13 protein-coding genes are annotated in these 24,153 nt (G+C 38.6%); 5 read left to right on the forward strand and 8 right to left on the reverse strand.

Annotation, left to right across the window (positions count from 1 at the left end; all coding sequences use genetic code 11):
* Positions 1-2: 2 nt before the first annotated feature.
* The 4 genes from PQO01_RS15205 to PQO01_RS15220 all read right to left on the reverse strand — a co-directional run bounded on the left by PQO01_RS15205 (position 3) and on the right by PQO01_RS15220 (position 11,089).
* A complete protein-coding gene (locus PQO01_RS15205; protein WP_274314939.1) occupies positions 3-1,895 on the reverse strand; it encodes a hypothetical protein in 1,893 nt (630 codons plus the stop codon).
* A complete protein-coding gene (locus PQO01_RS21715; protein ID WP_274314940.1) occupies positions 1,892-5,626 on the reverse strand; it encodes a hypothetical protein in 3,735 nt (1,244 codons plus the stop codon). The genes PQO01_RS15205 and PQO01_RS21715 overlap by 4 nt, the downstream gene beginning before the upstream one ends.
* Positions 5,627-5,695: 69 nt before the next feature.
* On the reverse strand, positions 5,696-9,109 hold the full coding sequence (locus PQO01_RS15215) for a GH36-type glycosyl hydrolase domain-containing protein (RefSeq protein ID WP_274314941.1): 3,414 nt from the start codon (positions 9,107-9,109) through the stop codon (positions 5,696-5,698).
* A gap of 321 nt (positions 9,110-9,430) precedes the next feature.
* On the reverse strand, positions 9,431-11,089 hold the full coding sequence (locus tag PQO01_RS15220; RefSeq protein ID WP_274314942.1) for an MFS transporter: 1,659 nt from the start codon (positions 11,087-11,089) through the stop codon (positions 9,431-9,433).
* 160 nt (positions 11,090-11,249) lie between these two features.
* On the opposite strand from PQO01_RS15220, the gene PQO01_RS15225 reads away from it, so the two are divergent.
* A complete protein-coding gene (locus PQO01_RS15225) occupies positions 11,250-11,822 on the forward strand; it encodes an RNA polymerase sigma factor (protein WP_274314943.1) in 573 nt (190 codons plus the stop codon).
* On the opposite strand, the gene PQO01_RS15230 is transcribed toward PQO01_RS15225, so the two are convergent.
* The 4 genes from PQO01_RS15230 to ilvA all read right to left on the reverse strand — a co-directional run bounded on the left by PQO01_RS15230 (position 11,807) and on the right by ilvA (position 18,829).
* Positions 11,807-13,675, reverse strand: a complete 1,869-nt coding sequence (locus PQO01_RS15230) for a serine/threonine-protein kinase (protein ID WP_274314944.1) — start codon at positions 13,673-13,675, stop codon at positions 11,807-11,809. The two genes, PQO01_RS15225 and PQO01_RS15230, sit on opposite strands and share 16 nt — an antisense overlap.
* A gap of 1 nt (position 13,676) precedes the next feature.
* Positions 13,677-14,798: a mechanosensitive ion channel family protein gene (locus PQO01_RS15235; protein WP_274314945.1), complete on the reverse strand. Its 1,122-nt coding sequence runs from the start codon at positions 14,796-14,798 to the stop codon at positions 13,677-13,679.
* A 5-nt stretch (positions 14,799-14,803) separates the two neighbouring features.
* A complete protein-coding gene (locus PQO01_RS15240; protein WP_274314946.1) occupies positions 14,804-17,230 on the reverse strand; it encodes an ATP-binding protein in 2,427 nt (808 codons plus the stop codon).
* 87 nt (positions 17,231-17,317) lie between these two features.
* Entirely contained in the window at positions 17,318-18,829 is a 1,512-nt protein-coding gene (ilvA, locus tag PQO01_RS15245) for a threonine ammonia-lyase, biosynthetic (protein ID WP_274314947.1), read from the reverse strand.
* A gap of 163 nt (positions 18,830-18,992) precedes the next feature.
* On the opposite strand from ilvA, the gene PQO01_RS15250 reads away from it, so the two are divergent.
* The 4 genes from PQO01_RS15250 to serB all read left to right on the forward strand — a co-directional run bounded on the left by PQO01_RS15250 (position 18,993) and on the right by serB (position 24,094).
* The gene (locus tag PQO01_RS15250) at positions 18,993-20,831 is read left to right on the forward strand and encodes a 2-oxoacid:acceptor oxidoreductase subunit alpha (RefSeq protein ID WP_274314948.1); all 1,839 of its coding nucleotides are present in this window, start codon (positions 18,993-18,995) and stop codon (positions 20,829-20,831) included.
* A gap of 2 nt (positions 20,832-20,833) precedes the next feature.
* Positions 20,834-21,886, forward strand: a complete 1,053-nt coding sequence (locus tag PQO01_RS15255; RefSeq protein WP_274314949.1) for a 2-oxoacid:ferredoxin oxidoreductase subunit beta — start codon at positions 20,834-20,836, stop codon at positions 21,884-21,886.
* A gap of 183 nt (positions 21,887-22,069) precedes the next feature.
* Complete coding sequence (locus tag PQO01_RS15260; RefSeq protein WP_274314950.1) at positions 22,070-23,044, forward strand: Fic family protein; 975 nt, start codon at positions 22,070-22,072, stop codon at positions 23,042-23,044.
* Positions 23,045-23,206: 162 nt separating this feature from the next.
* Positions 23,207-24,094 carry a phosphoserine phosphatase SerB gene (serB, locus tag PQO01_RS15265; RefSeq protein WP_274314951.1) on the forward strand — a complete coding sequence of 296 codons (888 nt, stop codon included), beginning with the start codon at positions 23,207-23,209 and terminating at the stop codon, positions 24,092-24,094.
* Positions 24,095-24,153: the final 59 nt, after the last annotated feature.

Below are 24,153 nucleotides of genomic sequence, written 5' to 3' on the forward strand. Positions count from 1 at the left end.
ACTTATGGTGTCTGAAGTTCGTAAGCAAAAGGTTTATAAGTTAAATTTTCTATTTTTACTTGCTCAGTCTTGGAGCCCAATTGTATGCTGCTAATATCATGTAGACTTAGTACTGCAGGAAGAGTGATGTTTAGAATGCCTGAATCGGTGGCTTTAAAATTCAAATAGATCTCGTTATCCATTTCCATTTTTCCATATTTAGAATCTGCCTTTCTCATAAAAGTTAGAACCACTTTTTCGTCTTGAGTAGCGGAATAACGAATACTTAATTGACCATTACTAAAGTTTTTCGCTTCTGAAAAATGTAGTGTATTACTCGTGATATTATCAATCTCAGTGAGCGAGCCAGCTTGATAAAATTCAGCAAGTTTATCGTTGAGCTTATAGTGATCCAAGAAACGCTTCATCTTTGTTGGACCAGTTTTTAATAAACCTAAACTAAGAGCAAGAGTATGTGCTGATGTTTGAAATTCAATCACTTTATTCTGTGTGGTATTGTAACCTTCCCATGGTCCATGATCCGTCATGAGAGATTCGATGATTGGCCAATTGCGTTCAAGTAATTTTTCTACACCTTCAGCTTGGTAAATGCTTGCGACTCCTAAAGCATAAAGTGATGCAGCATCAGTTATGCGATGTTCGCTAGATATACAGTTAGACGGTAAGCCAACATGTCCTGTATACTGAGTTTTATTCCCAGTATAGGATTCAGATAATAAGCCTGGTAAGTTATTCTGTTTAGAGAAATCTAAATGAATTTTTGCTGCGATAGTCATGAGCTTATGCCAAGCTGGATTATCTTGATCGCGTAAAAAGTTAGTTAGGCCAAGAAATTGGAAAGCTGAGCCATCCCAAGTTGCTAAAGTGTAAATATCTTTGCCAGAACTATGAGGATAGGGTTTAATCTTAAAGGCAGCATTTGCGAGCGTCGCAGGATTTAGATCGTAGTAGAGGACAACAAAAGTCCAAGGAGCACGGAATTCATTAATGAAAGAGTTCATATGCGCTTCTTGAAAAACACCATTAACTTCCCATCCCGTATATGTATCATTAGTTGCATCCCATGCAAAGTAAAAAGATTGTGTACGAGGATCAATGAGAGACTCATATCCTTCTTTTTGCTTATTTAGGAAAATCTTCAGTTTACTACGGATACCATTAGCTTGAGCATTATTGCTCAGTTTAGGATCAAGTAATGCTCCAATGGCTTTAGCTACAGAAGCCGTTAAGTTAACGTTGTCACCAAAAACAATATTAACTACGCGTTGATCAAGGACTTCCATGATTTGATATCTTTGTTCAAAGTAAGGCGTGAGTTCACCTTCAAAGTGCTCAGTACCGTACTTGTCTGAGCGTAGAATATTTGCCCATGTACCATCACTGGAGGGTTTAATCCACTTAGCTTCAATTAAGACATCCCAAAGCTTGTTGGTATCGATGCCTTCAAGATTCTTTTTGAATTTTTCTTTACTGATTTTTTCTCCAAGTGGGCCGACACGATGACCATTGCCTAAGTCGAGGAAATTTACTAATAAGCCTTTTGCAGAAAGAGCAGGATTGGCCTGGTCAGCTAAAAGCGTATCACTGATGTGATTGAGTTTTTCAAGTGAGTCTTCCTGACTGTAGTCATTCCCACAATAACCAGCCGACATATTAGCTAAGAGCTCAAGGTACTCACCAATTGCGGATAGCTGAGTGAAACTACGCAAATAAAGACCTCGCTCAGGATCTTGATTCCATCCCTCTACAGGGTAAGAAGAGTGAGGATCTATCATGCCGTGTTTATCATCGACAAAGTTTAATGAGTTATCTAGCAACTTTTCAGAGTAAGTTTTTGTACTAGTGCAGGAGGCTGAAACTAAGGCTAACAGCCCCAATGAGAGTAAATTTTTCATAGAGATTTCCTAGTGTTAGGTAAGAGATAAGATTTAACAAAGTTTTTGGCTTCATCTTCGTAAAAAGCACAGCCCATAATGAAACGGTTTTTATACTGTTCTTGATTATTTAAGCTGAAGTTTAAAATGAGACCAGTGGCAGGATCTGGGTGCCAGTGGCGTTGAGTCTTGGGCAATTCTTTCATTAAACTTGTTTCTTTAAAGTCAGTACGATGACGTAAATAAGCATCTGGAGCTGCCTGAGAGGCAAGTAAGCCCATCATTCCAGTAGTTGGTTGTAGGCAATAAAGTGCGTTTGACCCAGGAGAAAGGAGAATCTCCTGTGATTCACGTTTTTCTTGAACACGTACTTGATCTTCCTTAGCCTTATCCAAACTCCATTCTTGATAGAGTATAAGTTCTACATCTGCTTTTTTAAGATTTTGAATTTTTAAATCTATAAAGTAAACTGGGTCGCTCTTGACGGGAATAGTGACTGTGACTTCCGCGTTAAACTCAGCCGTTTCGAGATCAAAAATAAGACTATCCATCTCTTTTCTTACTTTGGCATCTTTAAAAAGGTTAAAGCTTTTGTTTTGATGACGGAGAATGAAGACTTGAGAGTTCTCATTAAGCTTATCTGAACGTGTTATTTGTATATTTGACCTTAGGCCATGCATTGTACTACTTATATGACCATTCTTACAAGATAAGTGTAATTCTTGCTTGCTTAGCTGTAGTGCATATTTCTCTCTATTCTTACGGATAGTTAAATAGATTTGGATCACTAGTAATACGGCTATAAATACGCCTGCTAGTATCGCCAGCTTAAGGGAGTTAAAGTTTTGATTGTTAGCTTGGATTGATAGGGCTTTGTTCCATGCATAATCCCAGTCTGCACCTGATCTAGGTATGTAGTAAGGGATAAGTAAAGGTGCCCAAGTCATGAAGCGTTTTACGCCTTCAGGAATTACTGATGAACCTTCTTTTCCAGTAAAGCGAGCAAATTTTTTATCTAAGTCATCCATACCAATGAAACTCAAATTGACCAATGTAGCAACACGTAGTCCCATGTGATCAAGCCATATGAGAATTCGGAATGCCTCGTATGCCATAATCCACATAAAAATCTCCAGTGACCATGAATGAAATTGCTCGGCAGTCATGGTGAAGCTTGCACCAATACAAAAGAGGGTATGGATAGCACCATCCTGATTGTACCAAGTGGGATCAGGCATTTGGCGTAAGAAAGTGAAAATGATTGGCGACATCCAAAGACCCCAACGTAAAACTCGGATAGTGCCTTCAGCAAGTTCCGTTAAACCATCTTGAGAAACAATGCGTTTTAGGTGAATACTATTGCGAGTAAAAATAGCTTTGAGTAAGGATTGGTTTAAGGCGAAGAGCCATGCAGCTACACCCCAAGCAATAACACCATTAAGTGCTTGGTTGAAGAAAAGTTTTGATCCCCCAGTATAAGTTCCTAGTTGAACGTGGCCCCACTTGGAGAGAAGTGTATCAAAAGAATAGTTTTGGGCACTTGTTGCGAAAGTGTTATAATTAAAGAATCTTTCAGCGACGACAGGCACTTGACCAGCATCAAAATAAAAGGCAAGGGCAGCACCAATAAAACCACCTTGTAGGGCGTTAATGAGAAATGATTTAGCACTCTTTTCTTTTAGTGCATTAATCCCAGCAAAAATAGCCGTTCCCGCAACAAAACCAAAAAGAGCTCGTAAAAATGTGTGCTGTGAACTGAGGTTCCATTGAATAGCAAGACCTAAAGATAAACCGACTAGTGCCCCTCGAGTGAAGAGATGGCCTTCTTTATAAGCAGATTTTGTACGAGCAAAGAATCCGTGACTACCGTCAAAACTTTCGATAATAACTTTAATGGCAGGGAAAACAAAAATCATAAGCAAACTCAAGCTGATGATTGGAGATGATTCAAAAAGTTGACGACTTAAGTTCCACTCACAGAGAATGCCGACGAGTTGTAGGATAGCCATGAGTACACCGGAATAAACACGACCATTATGGCGACCTTTAAAAGCATGGTCATGAATAGTGTGTGCTGCAGGACCTATACCGTTGATAGCATCGAGAAGTACACCCGTAATCATAAAGACAAAAGCCCATAACATACCTTGAGAGAAGATAGTAGTGATGACAGCTATAACTGCTTGAATGAGTCTAGGTAAATCACTGAGATATGGAGCACATCCCAAGTCGGCTACGTAAGGAGATAATACGATAGCTAGAGATAAGTAGGCCAGTTTTTTATGAGCATTTTTGTCGAATAAGGCATGCTTGTTAATGATGAATGAAAAAAATTGGCAAATAAATTCGACAAAGAAAAAGAGGATGAGAAAACGACTTGTTATTAAGCCTAAGTTTTCAGCAATGACTTGAATACTAATGAATTTTAAGGAAATAAGCTCGTTTAAAAATGCATTGTTTTGCATTAAAAGTAATAGCGAAATAAAACAAGGAAGTAAAGCTAAACCATAAAAACTGACTAGCGGCAATGACTTCTTGATTGATCTTAAGTAACAGACGCCAAAGTAAAGTGTTAAAAATAGGATAGTCCCAAAACCACCAGAATAGGGAAGGTCGCTAAAAGAATTAGGCATTGACCATACGGGTGAAGTAGATATGAAAGTGATGATAATTCCCAATATAGAGAAATGCGTAAATACTTCACAACGACTCGGTAATTTAGAGCTAGCAATAATGCTGATGAGAATACTTAAACTTACCGCACATAGTAAGGTGAGAAGCGGATAAAATGATCTCTCCAAACTCGATGTGTTGGATAAAGAGTAAACAAGCAAGATTAAACAAAGGTATAAACTAATCGCGAATGATCTATGCCAATTATTTACTTTAATAAGAGACCTTTTGGTGAAAAATTGAGAAAAAACTAAAGCACACACGAGTATAAGTAGAAGTGCGAGGATTTGGTCTTGGTTTACCTTCTCCAAAAAAGTCATTTTAGTACTTTGTAACTGGAAGGATAACTGATCACTGAGGTGGTGAGAACTAGCATTTTCAATCAAGAGAACGAGTTCATTGATCTTTCCAAGTTTATTATGATCAAGAACAGTGCGTGTGGAGGTTCTTAGTACTTGGACAATTTCTGTACTGTGTTCACCTTTGATTTCAATAGAGTATTGTAATTTAGGGTTCAGTTCTGGAAATAAATTAAACTCTAAAATATCCATATCTTGGAGTTCAAAGCCTTTTGCCCATACGCCACAAATATCACCAGGTGCAAGTGCAAATTTAAGTCTGTCTTCTTCAAGGATAGAAATGGCTGAGTTGATATTTAATGCACCAGATTCAGCTATGGAGAAACTTTCTTTTTTTTCTAAGACAGGAAAATCTTTAAGTTCAAAACTATAATCGAGTTCTCCCGAAACGGTATCTTGATTTGTATTGCTCACTAACAAGACAATTTCGTTTAAATTGCCAAGCAAATCCCATTGAATAAGGATGTCTTGACTTTCAGAACTCAAAGGAAAATGCTGTACGCCACCATCGCCTTTGAGCTCCAAGTTAATCTGCAGATCCTTCGCTTTTGAAGGATCCGTAATTTTAAAGTGAAGTAAATCTTTTCGGCTTATATCTTTTAAGCGATGCCAGTTACCTATGATCGCTAAATGTTTCAACTTGTAGGTCAGTTTCGATTCTTTTTCAGAAAAGGCTGAGTGACCCTCAGCACCATTCATATGAACGGTGCCAGAATCCACAAGATCAAGTCCTAGTAAACTAGAACAAAAAAGAAGGCTTAGTAAGAAATACTTAATCACAATTAATGTTTAGGAATAAATTTCTACAAGGTTGTTATCACCTTTGAGGAGAGACTGGAAAGTCGTCCATTTAGTTTTGAGGCCGCCATCGCGATAGGGGTTGTCGTTAGAAGTATTGAGCTCGAGTTCTTTACCGTTGAGAACAACCTTTTTGTCAGCAGACTTGTTGTATTTGAATACAACTGGCTTGCCGTCGATGTCGAAGTTGAAGTTAAGACCGTCGAGGTTTTCAGGGAGAACCGGGTCGATAACGAAATCTTCGTAGAAACGACGAATACCGAGTACACGTGTGATAAGAACGTTTACGTAGATACCAGGACCTGAAGAATAGATTCTCCATCCGCCTTTGGATTTAACTTTACCAGCGCGGAGGTCTTCTACTGTATCTTGAGCTTCGTAACGATCGTTGTAATCAGCATCAGAAGATGAGAAGTAGCAGTTAGACTGACGGATCTCAGCTGACTCGAAGCTGTCCTGGATATTTACAGGGTTAACAACTTCCATAGCAGTTAAGAGCTCTTCAGCTTTACCGAGTTTAGCCATTGCTTCCATGTAACGGAGGTGAGCGTGAACGTAGTGGTTACCGATTTCACGGCCTACAAAAGTAGCTGTTTCAGCACGTTGGAAGTTCTTGGAGATACCACCCGTGTATTGGGGTGGTGGGTCCATGAGGTGAACACCGTCAGCGAAAAGTAGCTTGTCTTGAATCATCTGGTAGTGAGCTTCAGCCTGTTCTGGCTCGAAGATCTCGGAGATGATACCGCGAATTGCAGGAAGAAGACGGTACTTAACACCTGTTTTTGTGTCAGTTGGGTGCAAGAGAAGATCTACGTCGTCTTCAGAGTTAAAGAAGGCGAAACCGGCAGTGAGCTCGTCTTTTACGAGGTACTTGTTGAAATCAACTTTCATTTGTTCGCAAGTCGCTTTGAGCTCAGCAGCGAGTTCAGTTTTACCAGCTTTTTCGCAAACAACTTGGTAACGAGTAAGAGTTTGGTAAAGGAGTTCAACTGTCCATACAGAAACGAGCTTCTCTTTCATCTCAGGGTTGTGAGGCTGAAGTGAGTCATTCCAGTCACCGTCGCCGTAGCTAATAAGCTTAGTGTCACCTACGAAAGCATTGCGGATGTGATCTAGTTCTTTGTTGATGTGATCGAAGAGAGTTTCTTCTTTATCAGTGAATTCGAAACCTTCGATGTTGGTGTAAGGGATCTTTTCGTCGAGGATAGAAACGTCGTTGGAGTATTCAACGTAATCACAAACAGCTTTGAGAGGCCATACGATGATATCACCGTGAGCGTGAGCCTGCTGGATGTCGTAGAATTTGTCGAACATGAACCACTGAGGCCATTCGCCGTTTTGCTCGTACTGGTGTTTGTAAACTTCGAGAACAACTTTTTTAACTGGTTCAGTTTTACCAAAAGCGAGAAGAAGTTCAACTGGACCCTGACAAACGTCACGGCTACCCCATGCAGCACCAGAGTACTGTTCGAGACCGTAAGGCTTAGTGTAGTGGATCATTGCGTTGTGTTGGAGCCAAGGGATGATTTCGCTGAGTTTGGAAACTGAGTTATTTTCGATGCCGGAGCATTTTGCATTGTTATTGAGTGAACGCCAGTATGCATCAGCTTCTACTTTGAAAACAGAAGTATCGAAATCAGCTGCAGTGTATTTTTTAGCGTTAGCTTCAGCTTTTACGTCGTCAGTAATTGTACCTGTGAGAACGAGCTCAAACTTGCCTGTTGCAGCAGTTTTGATTGTTGCGTAAGGATAGTTTTTGTTTTCGCCGTCGAGGAAGAGAACTTCGTCACCGCTAAGAGTAGCAGCTGCGTGGCCTTCTTTGATAGAGAGGTCGAAACGGCTGTTAGGGTATTTGTTCTTACCGAAGTAATCGTGACCTGGGAAGAAAGTGAAACGCTTGTCATCAACGCGACCAACAGTTTCATTGGCGTATTCGTTAACACCCATAATGATGTTGTTAGTAACGATGAACTCGAGTTCTTTACCAGACTCAACTTCGATGTTAGTAACGAGAACTGCGTCAGAGATAGCACACTGAGTTGTAACGATGATCGTTTCTTCTGCGCCTTTGTAGATCCAGCGACAAGCATTGAGGCTGATTTCGAAAGCAGAAGGTAAACGAAGCTGTTCGATTTTGTCACCATCTCTAACAAAGATACGCTGACCGGAAGCACGCTGGAAGTTAACCCAACCACGAACGATACCGATAGCTTTGTTGAAAGACGTGTTACCGAAAGTGACTTGTGAGTTGAAAACACCACCCATCCAGCAAGTGGAGGCAATAGCTTCGTCTGAAGGGAAGAGATCTTCGCCTGAACGTACGATGTGACCATGAGGACGTTCGCAGTGAACTTCTTTGTGCTTGAGAACAACGTGCTTAGAATCGTCACCGTAGAAGAACGCAGCCGTTTTACCTTCGATTTCTTCGAGGTTACGCTTTTCGCCAGCAAAGTATTTTTCGAGCTCAGCGTCGTTGAGGTCTTCAGTTTGGAAGAACTTACCTTCGCCGAAGAGGTTGTTGTAGCCAGTAGTCTGAGGCTCGGGAAGCGAAATTGCTGGGAGTGCAGCAAATTCAGACTTAGCGAGTTCAACTTTTTCGAGGTCAGCATCAGAACTTGTAGCTTCGTGATTAACTTCGAAGAAAGCGAAGAAAGTTTTTTCTGCTTTAGCACCAGAAGCGAGAGCTACGCGCTTGGACTGAAGTACGTGGCAAGAGAATTCGCCCTGACGACGGATGCTGCGGATTGTGTCGTCTTTAAGAGCTGCAATTTCAGCGTTCTCTTTGTAGTTGAGACCAAAGAAGTCGATACCGTCTGTAATGAAGCCTTCAGCTCCGTCAAGAGCACCTGACATAAGGAAAGGGAAACCAGTGTGTTGCTTGAGGTTCTGACGTGCACATAGAACGTAGCCGGTCGCTTTGTCACCGAGAACGCTTTGATCGATGTAGTGAGAAACGTAACCTTCGTTATTGAGGGGAGCGCCTTTAGCCGCAACAGCTGCGTCTTGAACGTAGATGAAATCAACTTCAAGATCAGAACCAGTGTTTTCTGCTTCAGCAGTCCAGAACCATGTCCCAGTATTTTCTGCGAGACGGAAAGTTAGTGAGTAGTCAATATCTTGGAAGCTACCTTTGAGGACATAAGCGCGATCATCAGTTGCGATGGCAAACTTAGAGTTTTTTGAAACCATAGGGGTAGAAAGAATTTCACCGTTTTTGAAAACGCGCAGGTAGATATTGCTAACCGCTTCATCAAAAATATTACCCATGAAAAGGTTAACGAGTACGTTGTCGTTTTCGATGCTGTAAGGTGTGCCGTCCTGGAGGATACGGAAGTGCATGCCAGTGTTATTGCGAAATTCTTTGAAGCCTAAAGTGTTTTCGTATTTGTATATGATGTCTTTCATAAAAGTTCCTTAATTGATGTTTGCTAAAACTACGAAAGCTTGATTGCCTTATTGACAACTTTCCTTAAGTATTTTTACAATTTTTTTTGGTTTGATTGTTTGGGTTTTTGACCACTTTTTATCATCGCGCCCTAAGCCATTTTTCTAAAAACAACTACGTCGTATAAAAATGAGTTTTGACAGGTCTAGAAGAAAAAAAACTGCCTCTAGATAAATAATTTCAAATAAAAAACACGGCTGATTTGTGGGACAAAAATCGAGTCAAATTCACTTGTGTTCTAAGTGGATTAGAGAAGGGTATTTAGTTTTTTTAGAGAGTGCTTAAGCTTCTGTAGGTTCTTGGTCTAACTGTGCTTTTATTTTGAGGACTTCTTTTTTACCGAGCGGGTAGATTAGACAAATAAAAGCGGAAATTAAACATAGAATAATAGGCAAAGCAATTTCGACGACTCTCATCCAGAGTAATGTATGACTGGATTGCTGAGCTAGCTTTTTACTTGTTAATTCGAGTTTTTCATAAAGCTCGGTACTATATTTTTGACTAATTCCAGTTTCTATTAAATTTAGATCTTTTATTAGTGTATCTTTATTCTTTGAATCATTTTCTTGTATGTGTGTTTTGAAAGCCTTGATGGTGTTCTTAATTTTAAGTAAAGTGTCTTCATCAAACTCTTTAACTGTCTTGATTTCACGAATGCTTTTAGTTATGGCTTCCGCTTTTTGGATCTGAGTTTCATCAAAATCAATGGAGTTAATTAAAAAACCAGTGATGATACTAGCAAAGGCCGTCCCAAGCTTGATGAACCACCAATAAATGGAATAATAACTTCCCTGATGTGCTTGGCCTGTTTTGACTGTGTTTTCATCACAAACGTCACCCACCATGGCAGCTCCTAAAGTAAAAAAGAAAGACATTCCTATGGAAAGAATAATGGTGGGGATGACTATTAAGTAAGGATGGTTTGGGTTATAACAGAATATTTTAGAGATTTGAGCAAAAATCATAATAATAATGGCAATAAACAAAGTTGATTTTTTCCCTAGTTTATGAGTAATCATATTTAATGGGAATACTGCTAATAGACCTGTGAAGCCCCATAACATGCCGTTGAAACCTAGTAGGGCACCAGCAGCTTCTTTATCTGCCGAAAATATATAATATATTGGAATGTAATACCCTAATAAACCGACAAAATTAAAGCCCATAGCTAAACTAAAAACAATAAAAATTAGCTTAACAAAAGTTTTGTTTTGCCAAGTTTTTTTGGATTCTTGAAAAAAACCAAGTTTGAGTTGAGACTTTGACTTATTTACGATTTTGGGTTCTTTAAGTGCCTTGTATGACCAAAAAGTTAAAGGGATCACGATCAAAGCAACGAGTAGAGAAACATAGCGCATACCATCAATTTCATTGCCTGTACCTTTGAAAAACTCTAAATTAGCTAAAAAGAAAAGCCAAGGTGTTCCCATGGCAAATAAATTCCCCATAAAACTCTTGGCAGAAAATAGGCGTGTGCGTTCATCTGGGTCGTGACTCAATTCCATGCCCAATGCACCATGAGGTATTTCGAAAACTGTGCATGAAGTGTAAAAAATGAGTAAAAAGACGAGAATGTAAGCTAACTGAAACCACTGAAATGCAGCGTCTGAGGGGAACATGCCCTGGAATTCTTCACCACGGGGAACCCACCACATAAGTACGAAACTGATACCTACGGCAATACCACCATATAAAATGAATGGGCGTCGGCGCCCTTTGGGTGACTTATGATTATCTGAAATATAGCCCATGACAGGATCTGAAAAGGCATCCCATAAACGTGGAATAAGCATAATGAAGCCCATGAGAATAGCGCTTAATCCCAAACTAATATTTCCCATGAGTCCCATGAGCTGGCCAGTAATGTTAAATAGGGCAATAGGTACGATGCCACCAGCACCATAAGCTAATAATTGATCAAACTTTAGTTTTTTAGTCATTCATCTCTCAGTTTTTTATTAACTACGCTGGACTTTGTGAGATTTTGACAAAGCTAGATGAATTTAGTAGAAATTATAATGTGATGAATGAGCGGATAGATTTAATAATCTTGGGCATTTTTTTAACTTTATAAATTTTGATAGCGATGTATAAATAACTATGAATGATAAAACGAGCCTAACCTTATTGGAAAAAGTGCGAAATAAGCATGATGAACAATCATGGGAAGATTTCGTTGAGACATACCGCCCCTTTATTTATTCTGTCTGCCGTAAAATGAATGTAGCTCATTACGAAGCAGAGGAATTAACTCAAGATATTCTATTGAAATTATGGGATAAATTACCCGAGTTTCAGTATGAAAAAAATGGTCGTTTTCGTGCATGGTTATGTACGGTTACAGGAAATCAGGTGAAAAATTTCTTTCGTAGCCATCAAAGAAGAAGTGAACGCAATCGTAAATACTTCGATGAATCAATTAGCGACCCTGAAATTGAGAGTATAACGGAAGAGAGTTGGAAAAAATATGCAGTTCTCAAAGCAATGGAAAATATCCGCCCTTTATTTTCAGAAAAAGTCATCAAGATTTTTGAGTTGTTACAAGAAGGAAAAAAACGTCCCGAAGTTGCGGACTTAATGGAAGTTAGCCCCAATCAAGTTTCGGTTTATAAGGAACGTGTTCTTAGGCGCTTAACGGCAGAAATAAGGCGTCTAGATCAAGAATGGGGTTGAGGCTCTTGAATAATGACTTTGATGTTTTGCTTTTCTAAATCTTTTAGAACTTCAGCCAAGTGGACTTTCTGAGACATTTTTTTGTCGACTATTAAAGTCTTTAAGTTTCCTAAAGTATACAAGAAACTAAAATCACTAACTTTTGTGAAAGCTAAATTAATGCTTTCTAAGGGCATGCCTTTCAGTACGTGAAAGTGTGTTTTAATAGGGCAATATGACAAGTCTAAATAATTTAACTTCATCTTTCTAACGGGTTCCCATCGTCGCATATTTGTGTTGTGTGAGAGGTCCATATAATGCTTGCCGTCAATGATATTGAAATCTATTTTTATATCGTCAATTGTATTATTGAGCAGAATCATTTTTTTAATGATGGGGACCTGAGCGTTATAATCACTGATGCGCAGGACTTGTTCTCTGAACAAGCAATGAGCTTGATGGATTTCTATTTGATAGAGTTGATCAATTAATTCTACTGTGTCATCACTAATTAATAAGTCCGAATCATTAGCTTTCTTTTTTGAAAAAATTCGCGCTAGTTTTAAAAGTTCATTATCTTTATAGATTTCACCCTTACTCAAGTAAATTAAAGATTTATGAAACTCTTGGCGATAAAAATAAATTCTACCATAGAGCATATTCATTTCTTTTAATTGCTTTTTATTTAAGCTTTTTGTAGGGATGGAATCTAATAACTCTAAAGCAATTTTACTTGAGTGAGCACTAATGAGTTGTGAGCTTTGTTGAAGAAAGTAATCAGCGCCTAGGGCAGCAATTTTTTTACGGCTCGACTTTTCTATATCATAAAGTTCTAAAGCCTGTTCAGCACGGTCACGTTGCGAAGCGGTTTGCTGTTCTTTTTCTTTTAAAGCTATGATGTAGTAAAAAGACAATCCGCTAATGAGCATCAAACTGAATAGTGTAAATAGACTCAAAGTCTTATGGCGAATTAAAAATAACCATAATTGTTTATTAATAGAGGCACCTTCTGCTTGAGGTGCGAAACCCGATAAAAATGCTTTTACATCTTTTATAAGAGCCGCACAATCATGATAGCGATTATGAGCATCTTTTGCCATGGCTTTTGTACATATGGCATCAAGTCCTAAAGGAACCTGTGGGTCAATATTTCTTGGGCTTGAATTTGTCTCAGAGGGAGATTCTTTGGTCAACATTTTATATAATAGGGCACCCAAGGAATAGATGTCCTGAGCAATGCTTGGAGCTTCCCCAGCTTTTTGTTCAGGGGACATAAAGCCCAGGGTTCCTTTACTTATGGGCGGGCTTAGTTGACCGACTTCCTGTTCTAAAGTCGAATCTTTAAGTATTTGAGCTGAGCCCCAGTCACATAATAAAACTTCACCAAATTCTCCTAAAAGAATATTATCATCTTTAATATCTCGATGAATAGCTCCTAAGCTATGAGCATAGGAAAGGGCTTCACATACTTTAAGAAAAATCTCTAATAAATCAAAAAGACTATTATTAGACTGCTTAAATAAATCACTTAGTTTTTTATTGCTACACAATTTCATAGTAAAGAAAGGTTGCCCGTCCTGGCGATAGCCTAAGTTATACACTTGAATAATATTTGGGTGCTGTAGAGAGGCATTGAGTCTGGCTTCTTCTAAAAAATTATTGATTTGTTCTTTAGATAGGTTTTTGTTGGGAAGCGCTAAGGCAACAGTGCGGCCACTACTTAAATCTAGGACTTTATAAATTTGTTTACTTGCACCAGAGTCAATTTCATTCATTTCCGTGTAGCGGTTTTCGTCGCTGTTATGGCTCAAAGCCACATCAAAAAGCGCCGTAGAAGTAGAATCTATTTTTTGGTAATACTCTTCGTTTTTCATTTTAATTATTACGGTGTAAAATTGAAGGAGGGTGTATCTCGTGTGTTTTAAAAGCTTTCATAATCCGCAAGTTCAAATCAGTTTCGAAGGCAGCTTCATATTGTATATCCAATACATAGGCCTTTACACGCACTCGGTAAGCCATGTAACTTTCAATGATAACTTGTTTAACCAAAACAACGACCGGCTTTGGCAAACAGATATAATGACTACTTGAGGTCGCCTCATTAACAATTTCGCAAGCTTTCTCAATGTCTTGATCAAGGCCGATATAAAAATCTATTGTCATTTGCATGGATAATTCACCATAATTACCACAAACAGTAACATCACTTAAGAATTTATTGTTGGGGATGGTTACAGTATCATCCGATAAGGTTTGCATGCGCACTGAACGTAGACCAATGGCAGTAATATCTCCATATTGACCATCAAAAGTAATGCGATCACCCACTTGGAAAGGGCGATCAATCATAATCATTAAGCCAGCAATAAATGAGGCGATGAGATCTTTGATGGCAAAGCCAAATGAGACGGCAACCGTACCACCTATAATACTTAATAGTTGCTCGTTAATCCTAAAGCTCAACAAGAAAATACTAATCGCCAATCCTACGTAAATGAAGAATTGTGCAATAGTCTCGATTTTGTGAAAGAGCATGCGTTTCTGAGGTATTTGAATACTAAATCGTTCAACCAAGCGATGCATTAAGCGCAATAACATAACCACAACGACTATTAGAGTTATGGAGAAAATAACTCCACTAACGCGAACGAAACGGGTGATTTTTGTTATGGTTAATTCATCTCCATCATCAGCACTTGCTTGAATAGTTTTTTTAAGGATTTCAGATGATTCATTTAAGGCTTTAGTCGGTTCTTGCACTTGGTCTCTACTAAAAGACTCTTTAGATTCTAAGGCATTTATAGCATCACTTGTTAACCCATCAGGATCTTGCTTAATTTCATTATCACTTAACTCTTCAGTTTTATCCCAACTAATATGCGAATCACTTTGCTCAAGCTTGGTCGTTTTTCCTGTGCTTGTGCTTAGTTCTTGAGCTTGTCCGGGGAGAAGTACTGAGAGTACAAAAAGTAGGCAATGTAAAATATATTTCTTCATAGTAATCATTTCGATAAAAGGTGTTGACGTTGAAGTATGATAATGATGGGACGAAACCACCTAGTACTTATGGAGTAGAGTTGATTGTTTTCTTTTATGAAACCATGAAAGAGGAGTAAGTTTAAGCAGTCATCAACAAGGTGTATCTTTTCTGCAGCACAAATTTTTAGGTCTTCACGATTACTTTTCCCCATTTGGGCAATGGTTCGAAGAATGAAATATGTCAAAGCAGGCATGGATTCTAATTTAGCTAAGGGGGGAGGATTAAATAAACGGACCTGTAAAGCCTCAGACTGCTCCTCTTTGTATATTGACATATTAAAACAGTACATCGCAATAGTTGGATTTCCCTCTGAATATTCATTGAGTATCCTGTAATAACTCAAATCCTTTTTTCTTCTTCCGTCTATCTGTGGACTATCTAAATGTTTGGGGATAATGAGTTTTTGAAAAGATATGTTATTCCCAATTTGTTTGACTCGAGAAGAAATGAGGGCTTGCAGCTGATCCATTTCCCATTTAGGTAAATTTGTGATCGACTCAAATAAAATTTTCTTTGCTCGGACTCGTTTTAAAAATTGCCAAGCTTCAATATTAATGGAACAATACCAAGTAATATGGTTTTGCCTCTTACGAACGAGTTTTATAAACTCATCGATAATATCGACACCACCAATAATTGGTTTCTGTAGGAGATGGATGTCATCTACAATAATAATTGTCCTTTTGTTAGCGTCGTTTCTATCCTCCATAAGCTGCTTCATGTCATTGATAAATTCTTTAGCCTTATTGCGGGAACATGAATAGAGAACAGTTGGCGTTTGTGTTTCTATTAGGTCCATTAAACGTTTTAAGAAGACAGTTTTACCTATGCCTTGTTCTCCAACAACTAAATGTAGTCCCGTATGTGATTCATTAGCCAAATAAACTAACTCATCTTTTGCATACTCTTCAACAGTCATTGGCTTTTCAATATTGACATACTCTTCGTCATTCAATGGAATGAGTCCATCCAATTTTTTTTCTTCTGGTTTAATAGCTTTTAGTGTTAAGAAAGAACTCATCATCGGGCGGAAAAAATCGATGCTAGATATAATGATCAACAACCATTGTAGACTTCCTTTGATGAAGAAATATACAGCTCCTAAAAGAGCAGATAACTCTTTAATTAATCTACTATCACTACTACTTTTGATTCTTTTGAGAAACAAATTAGAGTCTTTGCTGTCTTCAATTGCCGATAAAACAGTCTCCTTCCAGTACTTTAGTATGGTGAAAACTAAAGCAATGAAAAGAATAACCAAACACCAATACATCCACGATTGTACTATCCAACAACCAACGAGAAAGTGATAGCTGATTCCATTAAAAACATAAACCAATGCAATGTAAGAAATAATAAGCCGTAATGATTTTAAACGTAATTCGGGGTGATCTTCTTGGTTGAAAATAAAGTTTCGCCTAAACGCAACAGAATCACATATTTGGATTGCAAGTTTCGCAAACACGTAGATGTAACAGACCGTTATGTAGATTTTAATATCTGGGTAAGTGAATACAGCATAAAATGGTGAAGCAAAAACATAGACTAAAAGTATATGTTTTAGTGGATCACTTAAACGCCGAGAATACCACAAATACGAAGAAGGGTGTTTCTGTTCTCTTTTGTCAATCCAATTTACCCAAGAACGAAAGAGATAAAACAATAATAAAGATTTAAGTATGAGAGCTAATAAAGGTATTGGTGAAGTAATCAAATCACTAATTGATTTCTTAAAACGTTTATTGACAGTGAGGTAATAGAAATTTAACTCGGTACCTAGTTCTTTGATTTCCTTACGCAACCTAATAATTGAATCCGCATTGAAATTACTTAAAGACCTAATTTTAATATCACCCGTGTTCTTAAAACAAAAGTCACGGCTATTTTGAGCTTCATTTAAAGATTTACCTAAGTTGTGAAATATTTCTCGGTACTTCAAATCTTGCTTATTAAAATCAAGATTATTTTCCTGAGCATAAAGTTTTTCTTTTTTGTAAGATGTATGAATTTCTTTTGAGAGTTTTATGATCTGAATCATGGATTCTTCAATCTTGGGAAGTGCTTTGCGAGTGACTTCTTTAGAAGTGTTGTTGACGAGGTTTAGTTGCTGAAATTTTGTGATTTGCTCATTTAATTCACTTGTCATGGCTCTTAGCTTTAGCGCTTGAGCATAAAACACTTCTAATTGAGTTTTTTTCATGCTAGGTGATCTAAGCTTTGCTTTTTCTTCGGTGCTTATAGTGTTCTTGAGCTCTTCGACCTGAGGCTTGCTTTCGACCTGAGGTTTACTATCAATCTGTTGGCGATCATCCGTGGTGGCCTTTGGCTCACCCTGAGAAAATACCATTGTGGGTATAAAAAAAAGAATTACATAAACAAGTATTTTCACATCGGCTCCTATCGGTGTTCTTATAGAACATTAATTGACAAAGGTGATAAATCTAAACTTTTGAGTCTTTTCTTACGGTGAATTAGATTAATTTCTAGTAAATAAGTTACATGCAGGGTTAGAATCCTCGGGAAAGAAAGGGTAAGCAATTTCTTTAAGTCTGGCTTCGATAAGCTCTGAATCGGCGTGTTGAATCCCTAAAAGCACGCGGCCATGTGCTGACGCATGATTTCTATAATGAAATAAACTGATGTTAAAATCAGAACCTAAATCATTGAGGAATTTAAGTAGGGCGCCAGGTTTTTCAGGGAACTGAACGCGGTAGAAGTGTTCGTTTTTTACTTCGCTTTGACCACCAAGCATATGACGTAAGTGAAGCTTAGCAATTTCATTGTTACTCAAATCAATATGCTCAATCGAGGATTTGTTTAAGTTATCAATAATTGCGAGTCGACTTTGGTCGCCATTTTTCAGCTCAATTCCCACGAAAATCTGTGCCTTGTCGTCTTTACTATAACGATAATTGAATTCAGTAATGCTCGACCCACCTAAGAGCTGGCAGAAATGACGGAAACTTCCTTTCTTTTCTTCGATAGAGACGGCAAAAAGAGCTTCTTTTTCAGCGCCGAGTTCAGTTCTTTCAGAAATATGCCTCAAACGACCAAAGCTCGTGTTTGCACCACTTATGATGGTGACAATTTGTTTGTCTTCAATTTGTTTGTCTTTAATATATTTTATCACTCCAGCTAAAGCGGTTGCTCCAGCTGGTTCAGCAACGACTCGCGTTTCTTCAAATATATCTTTAACAGAAGAACAGATCTCATCAGTACTTACTGTGATCGCTTCATCTACATTACTTTTGAGTACTTCAAAAGTTTTATTTCCTATCTTTCCGACTGCAATCCCATCCGCAAATATGCCTACTTCTTGAAGCTGAGTTGGTTCACCTTTTTCAAAAGCTGCTTTAAAACAAGCTGAATCCTCGCATTCTACAGTAATGATCTTTGTTTTGGGACTGAGGTATTTTGCGAAGCTCGCAATTCCTGCAGCAATACCTCCACCTCCGACAGGAATGAAAATATAGTCAGGCTCATTGTTCAGTTGCTTTAGGATTTCCACTCCAATCGTCCCTTGCCCAGCAATAACATCCCAATCATCATAGGGATGAATAAAACTTAAATTGCGTTCATCGCGAATTTCAAAAGCTTTGGCACATGCTTGATCAAAGTTATCGCCGTGAAGAATCACTTCAGCACCTTTCTCCGCAACGGAATCAATTTTGATTTGTGGCGTCGTCGTGGGCATAACAATCGTCGCAGGTATATTTAAATGCTTGGCGGATTGCGCAACACCTTGTGCATGGTTGCCAGCAGATGCCGCTATGACCCCGCGTTCTAAAGATTTCTTGTCGAGTTTCCGCAACTTGTTATAGGCACCGCGAATTTTAAAAGAAAAGACAGATTGCAAATCTTCTCGCTTAAGGAAAATTTGATTATTGAGTGACTTAGATAACTTAAGCGCTTTGTTGAGAGGGGTTTCTATGGCGAGATCATAGATTTTAGCCGAGAGAATTTCTTTAATTAACTGAGTGGATTCCATAGTGAACTTTTGACTTTATAAATGCTTAGACAATTCTTTCTTTGTCAGAGAGAATAATTTATGAATATTTGTTAATAAAACTTCTTTATAAAGAATAGAAGTCATGTTACTGTCTGCGCAATCATTTAATTAGAATTTTATATATTTTGCAGGATTTTTTAATATGTCAGATAATAAGACAAATATTTTAGAAATTGAAAGTGCAGTTGTACGCTTCGTTGGGGATTCCGGCGATGGTATGCAGTTGACAGGTAATCAATTTACCGATACATCAGCGGTTTCTGGTAACGATGTAGTAACATTTCCAGACTTCCCCGCAGAGATTCGGGCTCCTGCTGGTACAGTAGGGGGCGTATCTGGCTTCCAAGTTAATTTTAGTTCAAATCCCGTAACTTCTCATGGTGATGCCCCTGATGCTCTAGTAGCAATGAACCCTGCTGCACTCATTATGAATGTTAAAGACCTCAAGCATGGCGGACTTTTAGTTGTAAACTCAGATTCCTTTGGTGCCATTGATTTACGTAAAGCGGGTATCGAAAGTAACCCCTTAGAAAATGACACGGTACTTCACGAGACTTATCAAGTTGTAGAAGTTGGCATGACGAGCTTAGTGCAAAAAGCACTCGAAGAAATTGACTTAAAAGCTTCAGACAAAAAACGTTGTAAAAACTTTTTTGCTCTTGGTTTAATGTACTGGGTTTATGATCGCTCTTTAGAGTTCTCGAAAAACTGGATCAAAAAGAAATTTGCTAAGAAGCCAATTTTAATTGAAGCCAACACGATTGCTCTTGAAGCGGGTTACGCTTATGGCGAAACTATCGAACTCTTTAATAATCGTTACACAATTAAAAGTAACGACATGCCTTCGGGAACTTACCGTCAAGTAACGGGTAACAGTGCCCTCGCATATGGTTTAACTACAGCAACGTTCTCAAGTGGCTTGAAGCTCGTTTACGGTTCTTACCCAATTACTCCTGCTTCTGATATTTTACACGAATTAGCAAAACTTAAGCACTATGATGTGCGTACAGTTCAAGCGGAAGATGAAATCGCTTCGATTGGTGTTGCTCTAGGAGCTTCTTATGCAGGTTCACTTGGTGTAACTGCAACTTCTGGTCCTGGCTTATGTCTTAAGACTGAGTTTGTTGGCCTAGCCGCGATGGTTGAGCTTCCCTTAGTGATTGTTAATGTTCAGCGTGGTGGTCCTTCTACCGGTCTCCCAACTAAGACAGAGCAATCTGACTTAATGTTAGCGATGTACGGTCACAATGGTGAGATTTCGGTTCCAGTTATTGCACCAAAATCTCCTGTAGATTGTTTCTACACTGCTCGTGAAGCTGTTAGGATCGCAGTCGAGTACATGACTCCAGTTATCGTTCTTTCCGATGGTTTTGTTGCTAATAGCTCTGACTTGTGGAGAGTTCCAGATATCAAAACTCTCGATAAAGTTGACGTGGAATTCTACGAAGGTGATGCGGAAGGTTACGAAGTTTTTGCTCGTGATGAAAAAGGCGCTCGTAAATGGGTTGTTCCTGGTACGCCAGATCTGCAACACACACTCACAGGTCTAGAGCACAATACTCTAGGTGATATTTCTTACGATGGTGAAAATCACCAGAAGATGACTTTAGAACGTGCAGAGAAAATCAAAAATATCGCTAAGTCTTTACCTTCACTAGAAGTTATGGGACCAGATTCAGGTGACGTTCTCGTTATTGGCTGGGGCGGTACATATGGTAGTATTTGCGCCGCAATTAAAGAATTGCGCAAAACGCATAAAACGCTTTCCTACACCCACCTAACACATTTAAACCCTCTTCACAATGATCTCGAAGCCCTCATGTCTCGCTTTAAGAAAGTTGTCGTTGTGGAAATCAACTTAGGTCAGCTTCACAAGATCCTTCGTTCAGAATTTGCGATTGACGCAGAATTAATTTGTAAAATCGAGGGTAAACCTTTCCTCGTTTCCGAACTTGTTAACAGTATTAGTGAGTACCTTTAATTATGTCTGAGAAAAAATACACTAAAAAAGATTTCACAGCCGATAAGCTCGTTAAATGGTGCCCAGGCTGTGGTGACTATGCCATTCTAGCTGCTGTACAAAAAACAATGGCTGATCTCGGTCGTCCAAAAGAGCAACAAGTTGTCATTTCAGGTATCGGTTGCTCAAGCCGTTTCCCCATTTACATGGACACTCATGGTTTTCACACTATTCACGGCCGTGCTCCTTCTGTAGCAACGGGTGTAAAAGTTGCTAATCCCGATTTAGATATCTGGTTGGTAACGGGTGATGGCGATGGCCTATCAATTGGTGGCAACCACCTTTTACATGCTATTCGCCGTAACGTTAACATGGTTGTACTTCTCTTTAATAATAAGGTTTATGGTTTAACTAAAGGTCAATACTCTCCAACTTCTGAAGTTGACACAGTGACTAAATCTACTCCTTATGGTTCTATTGATGAGCCTATCAATCCTTTATCTTTTGCTCTAAGTGCAGGTGCGACTTTTGTTGCTCGTACTTACGACACAAACCCTAAGCACATGCAGCACGTCTTCTCTGAAGCTCGTAATCACCGTGGTTTATCTTTCATCGAGATCTACCAGAATTGCGTTATTTTTAACGATGGTGCCCACGACAATGTTCTCGAAAGAACAATCCGTAGTGAGCGTTTAGTTGAGCTTATGAATGGCGAAAAATTGATCTTTGGTAAAGAGAAAGATAAATGCCTTGTTTTTGAAGGCCTAGAGCTCGCAGTTAAAAATGTAGCTGATGTAAATGAAGCAGATATCGTAACTCACGAAACGGCTCAAGCATCTCCAACTTATGCTAAAATCTTAGCAGATCTTCAAGGTGCGGATGTTCCTTCTCCGATTGGTATTTTCCGTCAGGTAGAACGTCCAGTTTACAATGACGCTGTTATTCAGCAGACTGAAGACGTTAAAGAAAAATATGGTATGGGCGACTTACAAAACCTCCTCAACGGCAATGCCTCTTGGGAAGTGAAGAGTGATGCTCATCCAATTGAAGAAGAATTTACGACGTTCACTCCGTAAGTTTTCTTTCATTACTCAAAAAAGGTCTCATCATGAGGCCTTTTTTTGTGCCTAGATAATTCTTGTAGTCAATGAATTTCATTCACAGTTACATAGAGCCTTCTAGCTTTGTATACAGATAATCAAAAAATCTAGATGATAGTATCATTTGATACTATCAAGTAATGACTTTATAGTCATCTCATGAAACCTCCTTATGAAATAACACCAACTATATTAAGCATACTTGCTGATGTAATGCATCAACTTGGGCGTTTAGAAGGTATGACTCTCAGTGTAAAAACTTCTCCGCAATTACGCCGTCAGAATCGAATAAAAACAATTTACTCTACCTTAGCAATAGAAGGGAATACACTAAGCCTGGATCAGGTCACCGCTCTAATAGATGATAAGCTGATTTTAGGTCCACAAAAAGATATTTTGGAAGTGAGTAATGCAATCAAACTTTATGAGCAACTGAACACATTCAATTGTACAGAAGTAGAAGATTTTCTCAAAGCACATGAAATTCTCATGTCTAAGCTCATTCATGATGCAGGTAAATTTCGTCGTGGTGGGGTCGGAATACAAAAAGGTAATGATATTGTCCATATTGCACCACCAGCCGAAAATGTACCCGGCTTATTAAATGACCTCTTTGCTTATATTCGATCTGATCTTGATCACAAACTAATTCAAAGCTGTGTCCTTCATTATGAACTAGAGTTTATTCATCCCTTTAGTGACGGCAATGGACGCATGGGGCGTTTATGGCAAACACTTAAGTTAATGGAATTATCTCCTCTTTTCGAATACCTCCCCGTAGAATCGCTCATTAAAAGTAATCAACCGCAATACTACCATGTACTGAAACTTTGTGATCAAGCAGGGGAATCAACTTTTTTTATTGAATTTATGCTGACTCAAATTCTCGACAGTCTTAATCAATATGAGGAGAAATCAGAACTTAAACCACATGATTATACTTCTCGAATTAAGCTTGCTAAAGATAACTTTCATCATAGAAACTTTGTGCGAGCGGACTATTTGAAATTATTCCCTAGCCTGTCCACTGCTAGTGCGAGTAGAGACCTGAAGAAAGCCTTACTAGAAAAAATCCTAATAAAACATGGCACTGGAAGAATGAGTTCTTATGAGTTCAATGAATCACCTTCCTAAGGTAGCGTGCAGTTATTGGAATAAGGTCTCATTATGAGGCCTTTTTTTGTGCCTAGACCCAAAGCATCTTCGGCAAAATTTTATAAAAATGCATAAACTCACTTCACTGATGAAGTAAACATGTTAATCTAGGCGAAATAAATTTTAAAAACCGAGATTCTTATGAAATATGACTTCTTTTTGATTTCCCCTTTTAATGATTCAGCTTCGGCAAAATCAGCCGTAGAGTACTTCTTCCAATCCGAAAAAATGGATTACACTTTAGCAGAAGAAAAAAACCATGATTACTACAACTGTTTCATCTATCACCTCGAACTCGAAGAAGTACAGATTCAGGTAATCAAGGAACGTTTAATTGCGAAGCTCCAGGCTAATTCAAAATCAGATGGCATCATCCTACCAATGGATTATTTCAAGACTAATACAGGCTTCATCGCTTTCGATATGGACTCAACACTCATTGAATGCGAATGCATCGATGAATTAGCAGTTAAAGCTGGTGTAGGCGATCAGGTAAAAGAAGTTACTGCAGCAGCTATGCGCGGTGAATTAGATTTCTCTGGAAGTTTTGTAAAACGTTTAAGTCTTTTGGATGGTTTAAAATTAGAAGCCTTAGATGAACTCAAAGAAGAACTTCCCCTCATGCCAGGTATGGAAAGTCTCGTGACAAAACTTGTTGCGAGCGAATGGAAGACAGCAGTTTTTTCTGGGGGCTTTACTTATTTCGCTGACTCACTTCAAGAGCGCTTTGGTTTTGATTATGTTCGTGCCAATGTTTTAGAATGTGGTCCCGAAGCTCTAACAGGTAAACACATTGGTCGTATCGTCGATAGCCAAGTTAAAAAAGAAAGTCTATTAGAACTATGTGAAAAAGAAGGCATTGACCCAGCTTTTACCGTAGCTGTTGGTGATGGAGCGAATGACCTTCCGATGATTCACGCATCAGGTCAAGGCTTTGCCTTCCATGCAAAACCAATTGTTTGTGCAGAAGCGCCTAATTCTGTTAAAAATTGCGACCTTTCTGCGCTTGAGTTCATTCTTAATCTCTAAATATTTTTGCCTATACGGCAATAAAGCGTAGCGTATATCGTTTTAAAAATAAACTTTTG

The sequence above is a fragment of the Lentisphaera marina genome (assembly GCF_028745505.1).
In the GTDB taxonomy this organism is placed as follows: Bacteria; Verrucomicrobiota; Lentisphaeria; order Lentisphaerales; family Lentisphaeraceae; genus Lentisphaera; species Lentisphaera marina.

What these genes read in the sequence shown, in the direction of transcription:
- PQO01_RS15255 (WP_274314949.1), top strand. Translation starts at nt 20,834, where the DNA reads ATGTCTGAGAAAAAATACACTAAAAAAGATTTCACAGCCGATAAGCTC.
- PQO01_RS15205 (WP_274314939.1), bottom strand. Translation starts at nt 1,895, where the DNA reads ATGAAAAATTTACTCTCATTGGGGCTGTTAGCCTTAGTTTCAGCCTCC.
- PQO01_RS15235 (WP_274314945.1), bottom strand. Translation starts at nt 14,798, where the DNA reads ATGAAGAAATATATTTTACATTGCCTACTTTTTGTACTCTCAGTACTT.
- serB (WP_274314951.1), top strand. Translation starts at nt 23,207, where the DNA reads ATGAAATATGACTTCTTTTTGATTTCCCCTTTTAATGATTCAGCTTCG.
- PQO01_RS15260 (WP_274314950.1), top strand. Translation starts at nt 22,070, where the DNA reads ATGAAACCTCCTTATGAAATAACACCAACTATATTAAGCATACTTGCT.
- ilvA (WP_274314947.1), bottom strand. Translation starts at nt 18,829, where the DNA reads ATGGAATCCACTCAGTTAATTAAAGAAATTCTCTCGGCTAAAATCTAT.
- PQO01_RS15230 (WP_274314944.1), bottom strand. Translation starts at nt 13,675, where the DNA reads ATGAAAAACGAAGAGTATTACCAAAAAATAGATTCTACTTCTACGGCG.
- PQO01_RS15215 (WP_274314941.1), bottom strand. Translation starts at nt 9,109, where the DNA reads ATGAAAGACATCATATACAAATACGAAAACACTTTAGGCTTCAAAGAA.
- PQO01_RS15220 (WP_274314942.1), bottom strand. Translation starts at nt 11,089, where the DNA reads ATGACTAAAAAACTAAAGTTTGATCAATTATTAGCTTATGGTGCTGGT.
- PQO01_RS15225 (WP_274314943.1), top strand. Translation starts at nt 11,250, where the DNA reads ATGAATGATAAAACGAGCCTAACCTTATTGGAAAAAGTGCGAAATAAG.
- PQO01_RS15250 (WP_274314948.1), top strand. Translation starts at nt 18,993, where the DNA reads ATGTCAGATAATAAGACAAATATTTTAGAAATTGAAAGTGCAGTTGTA.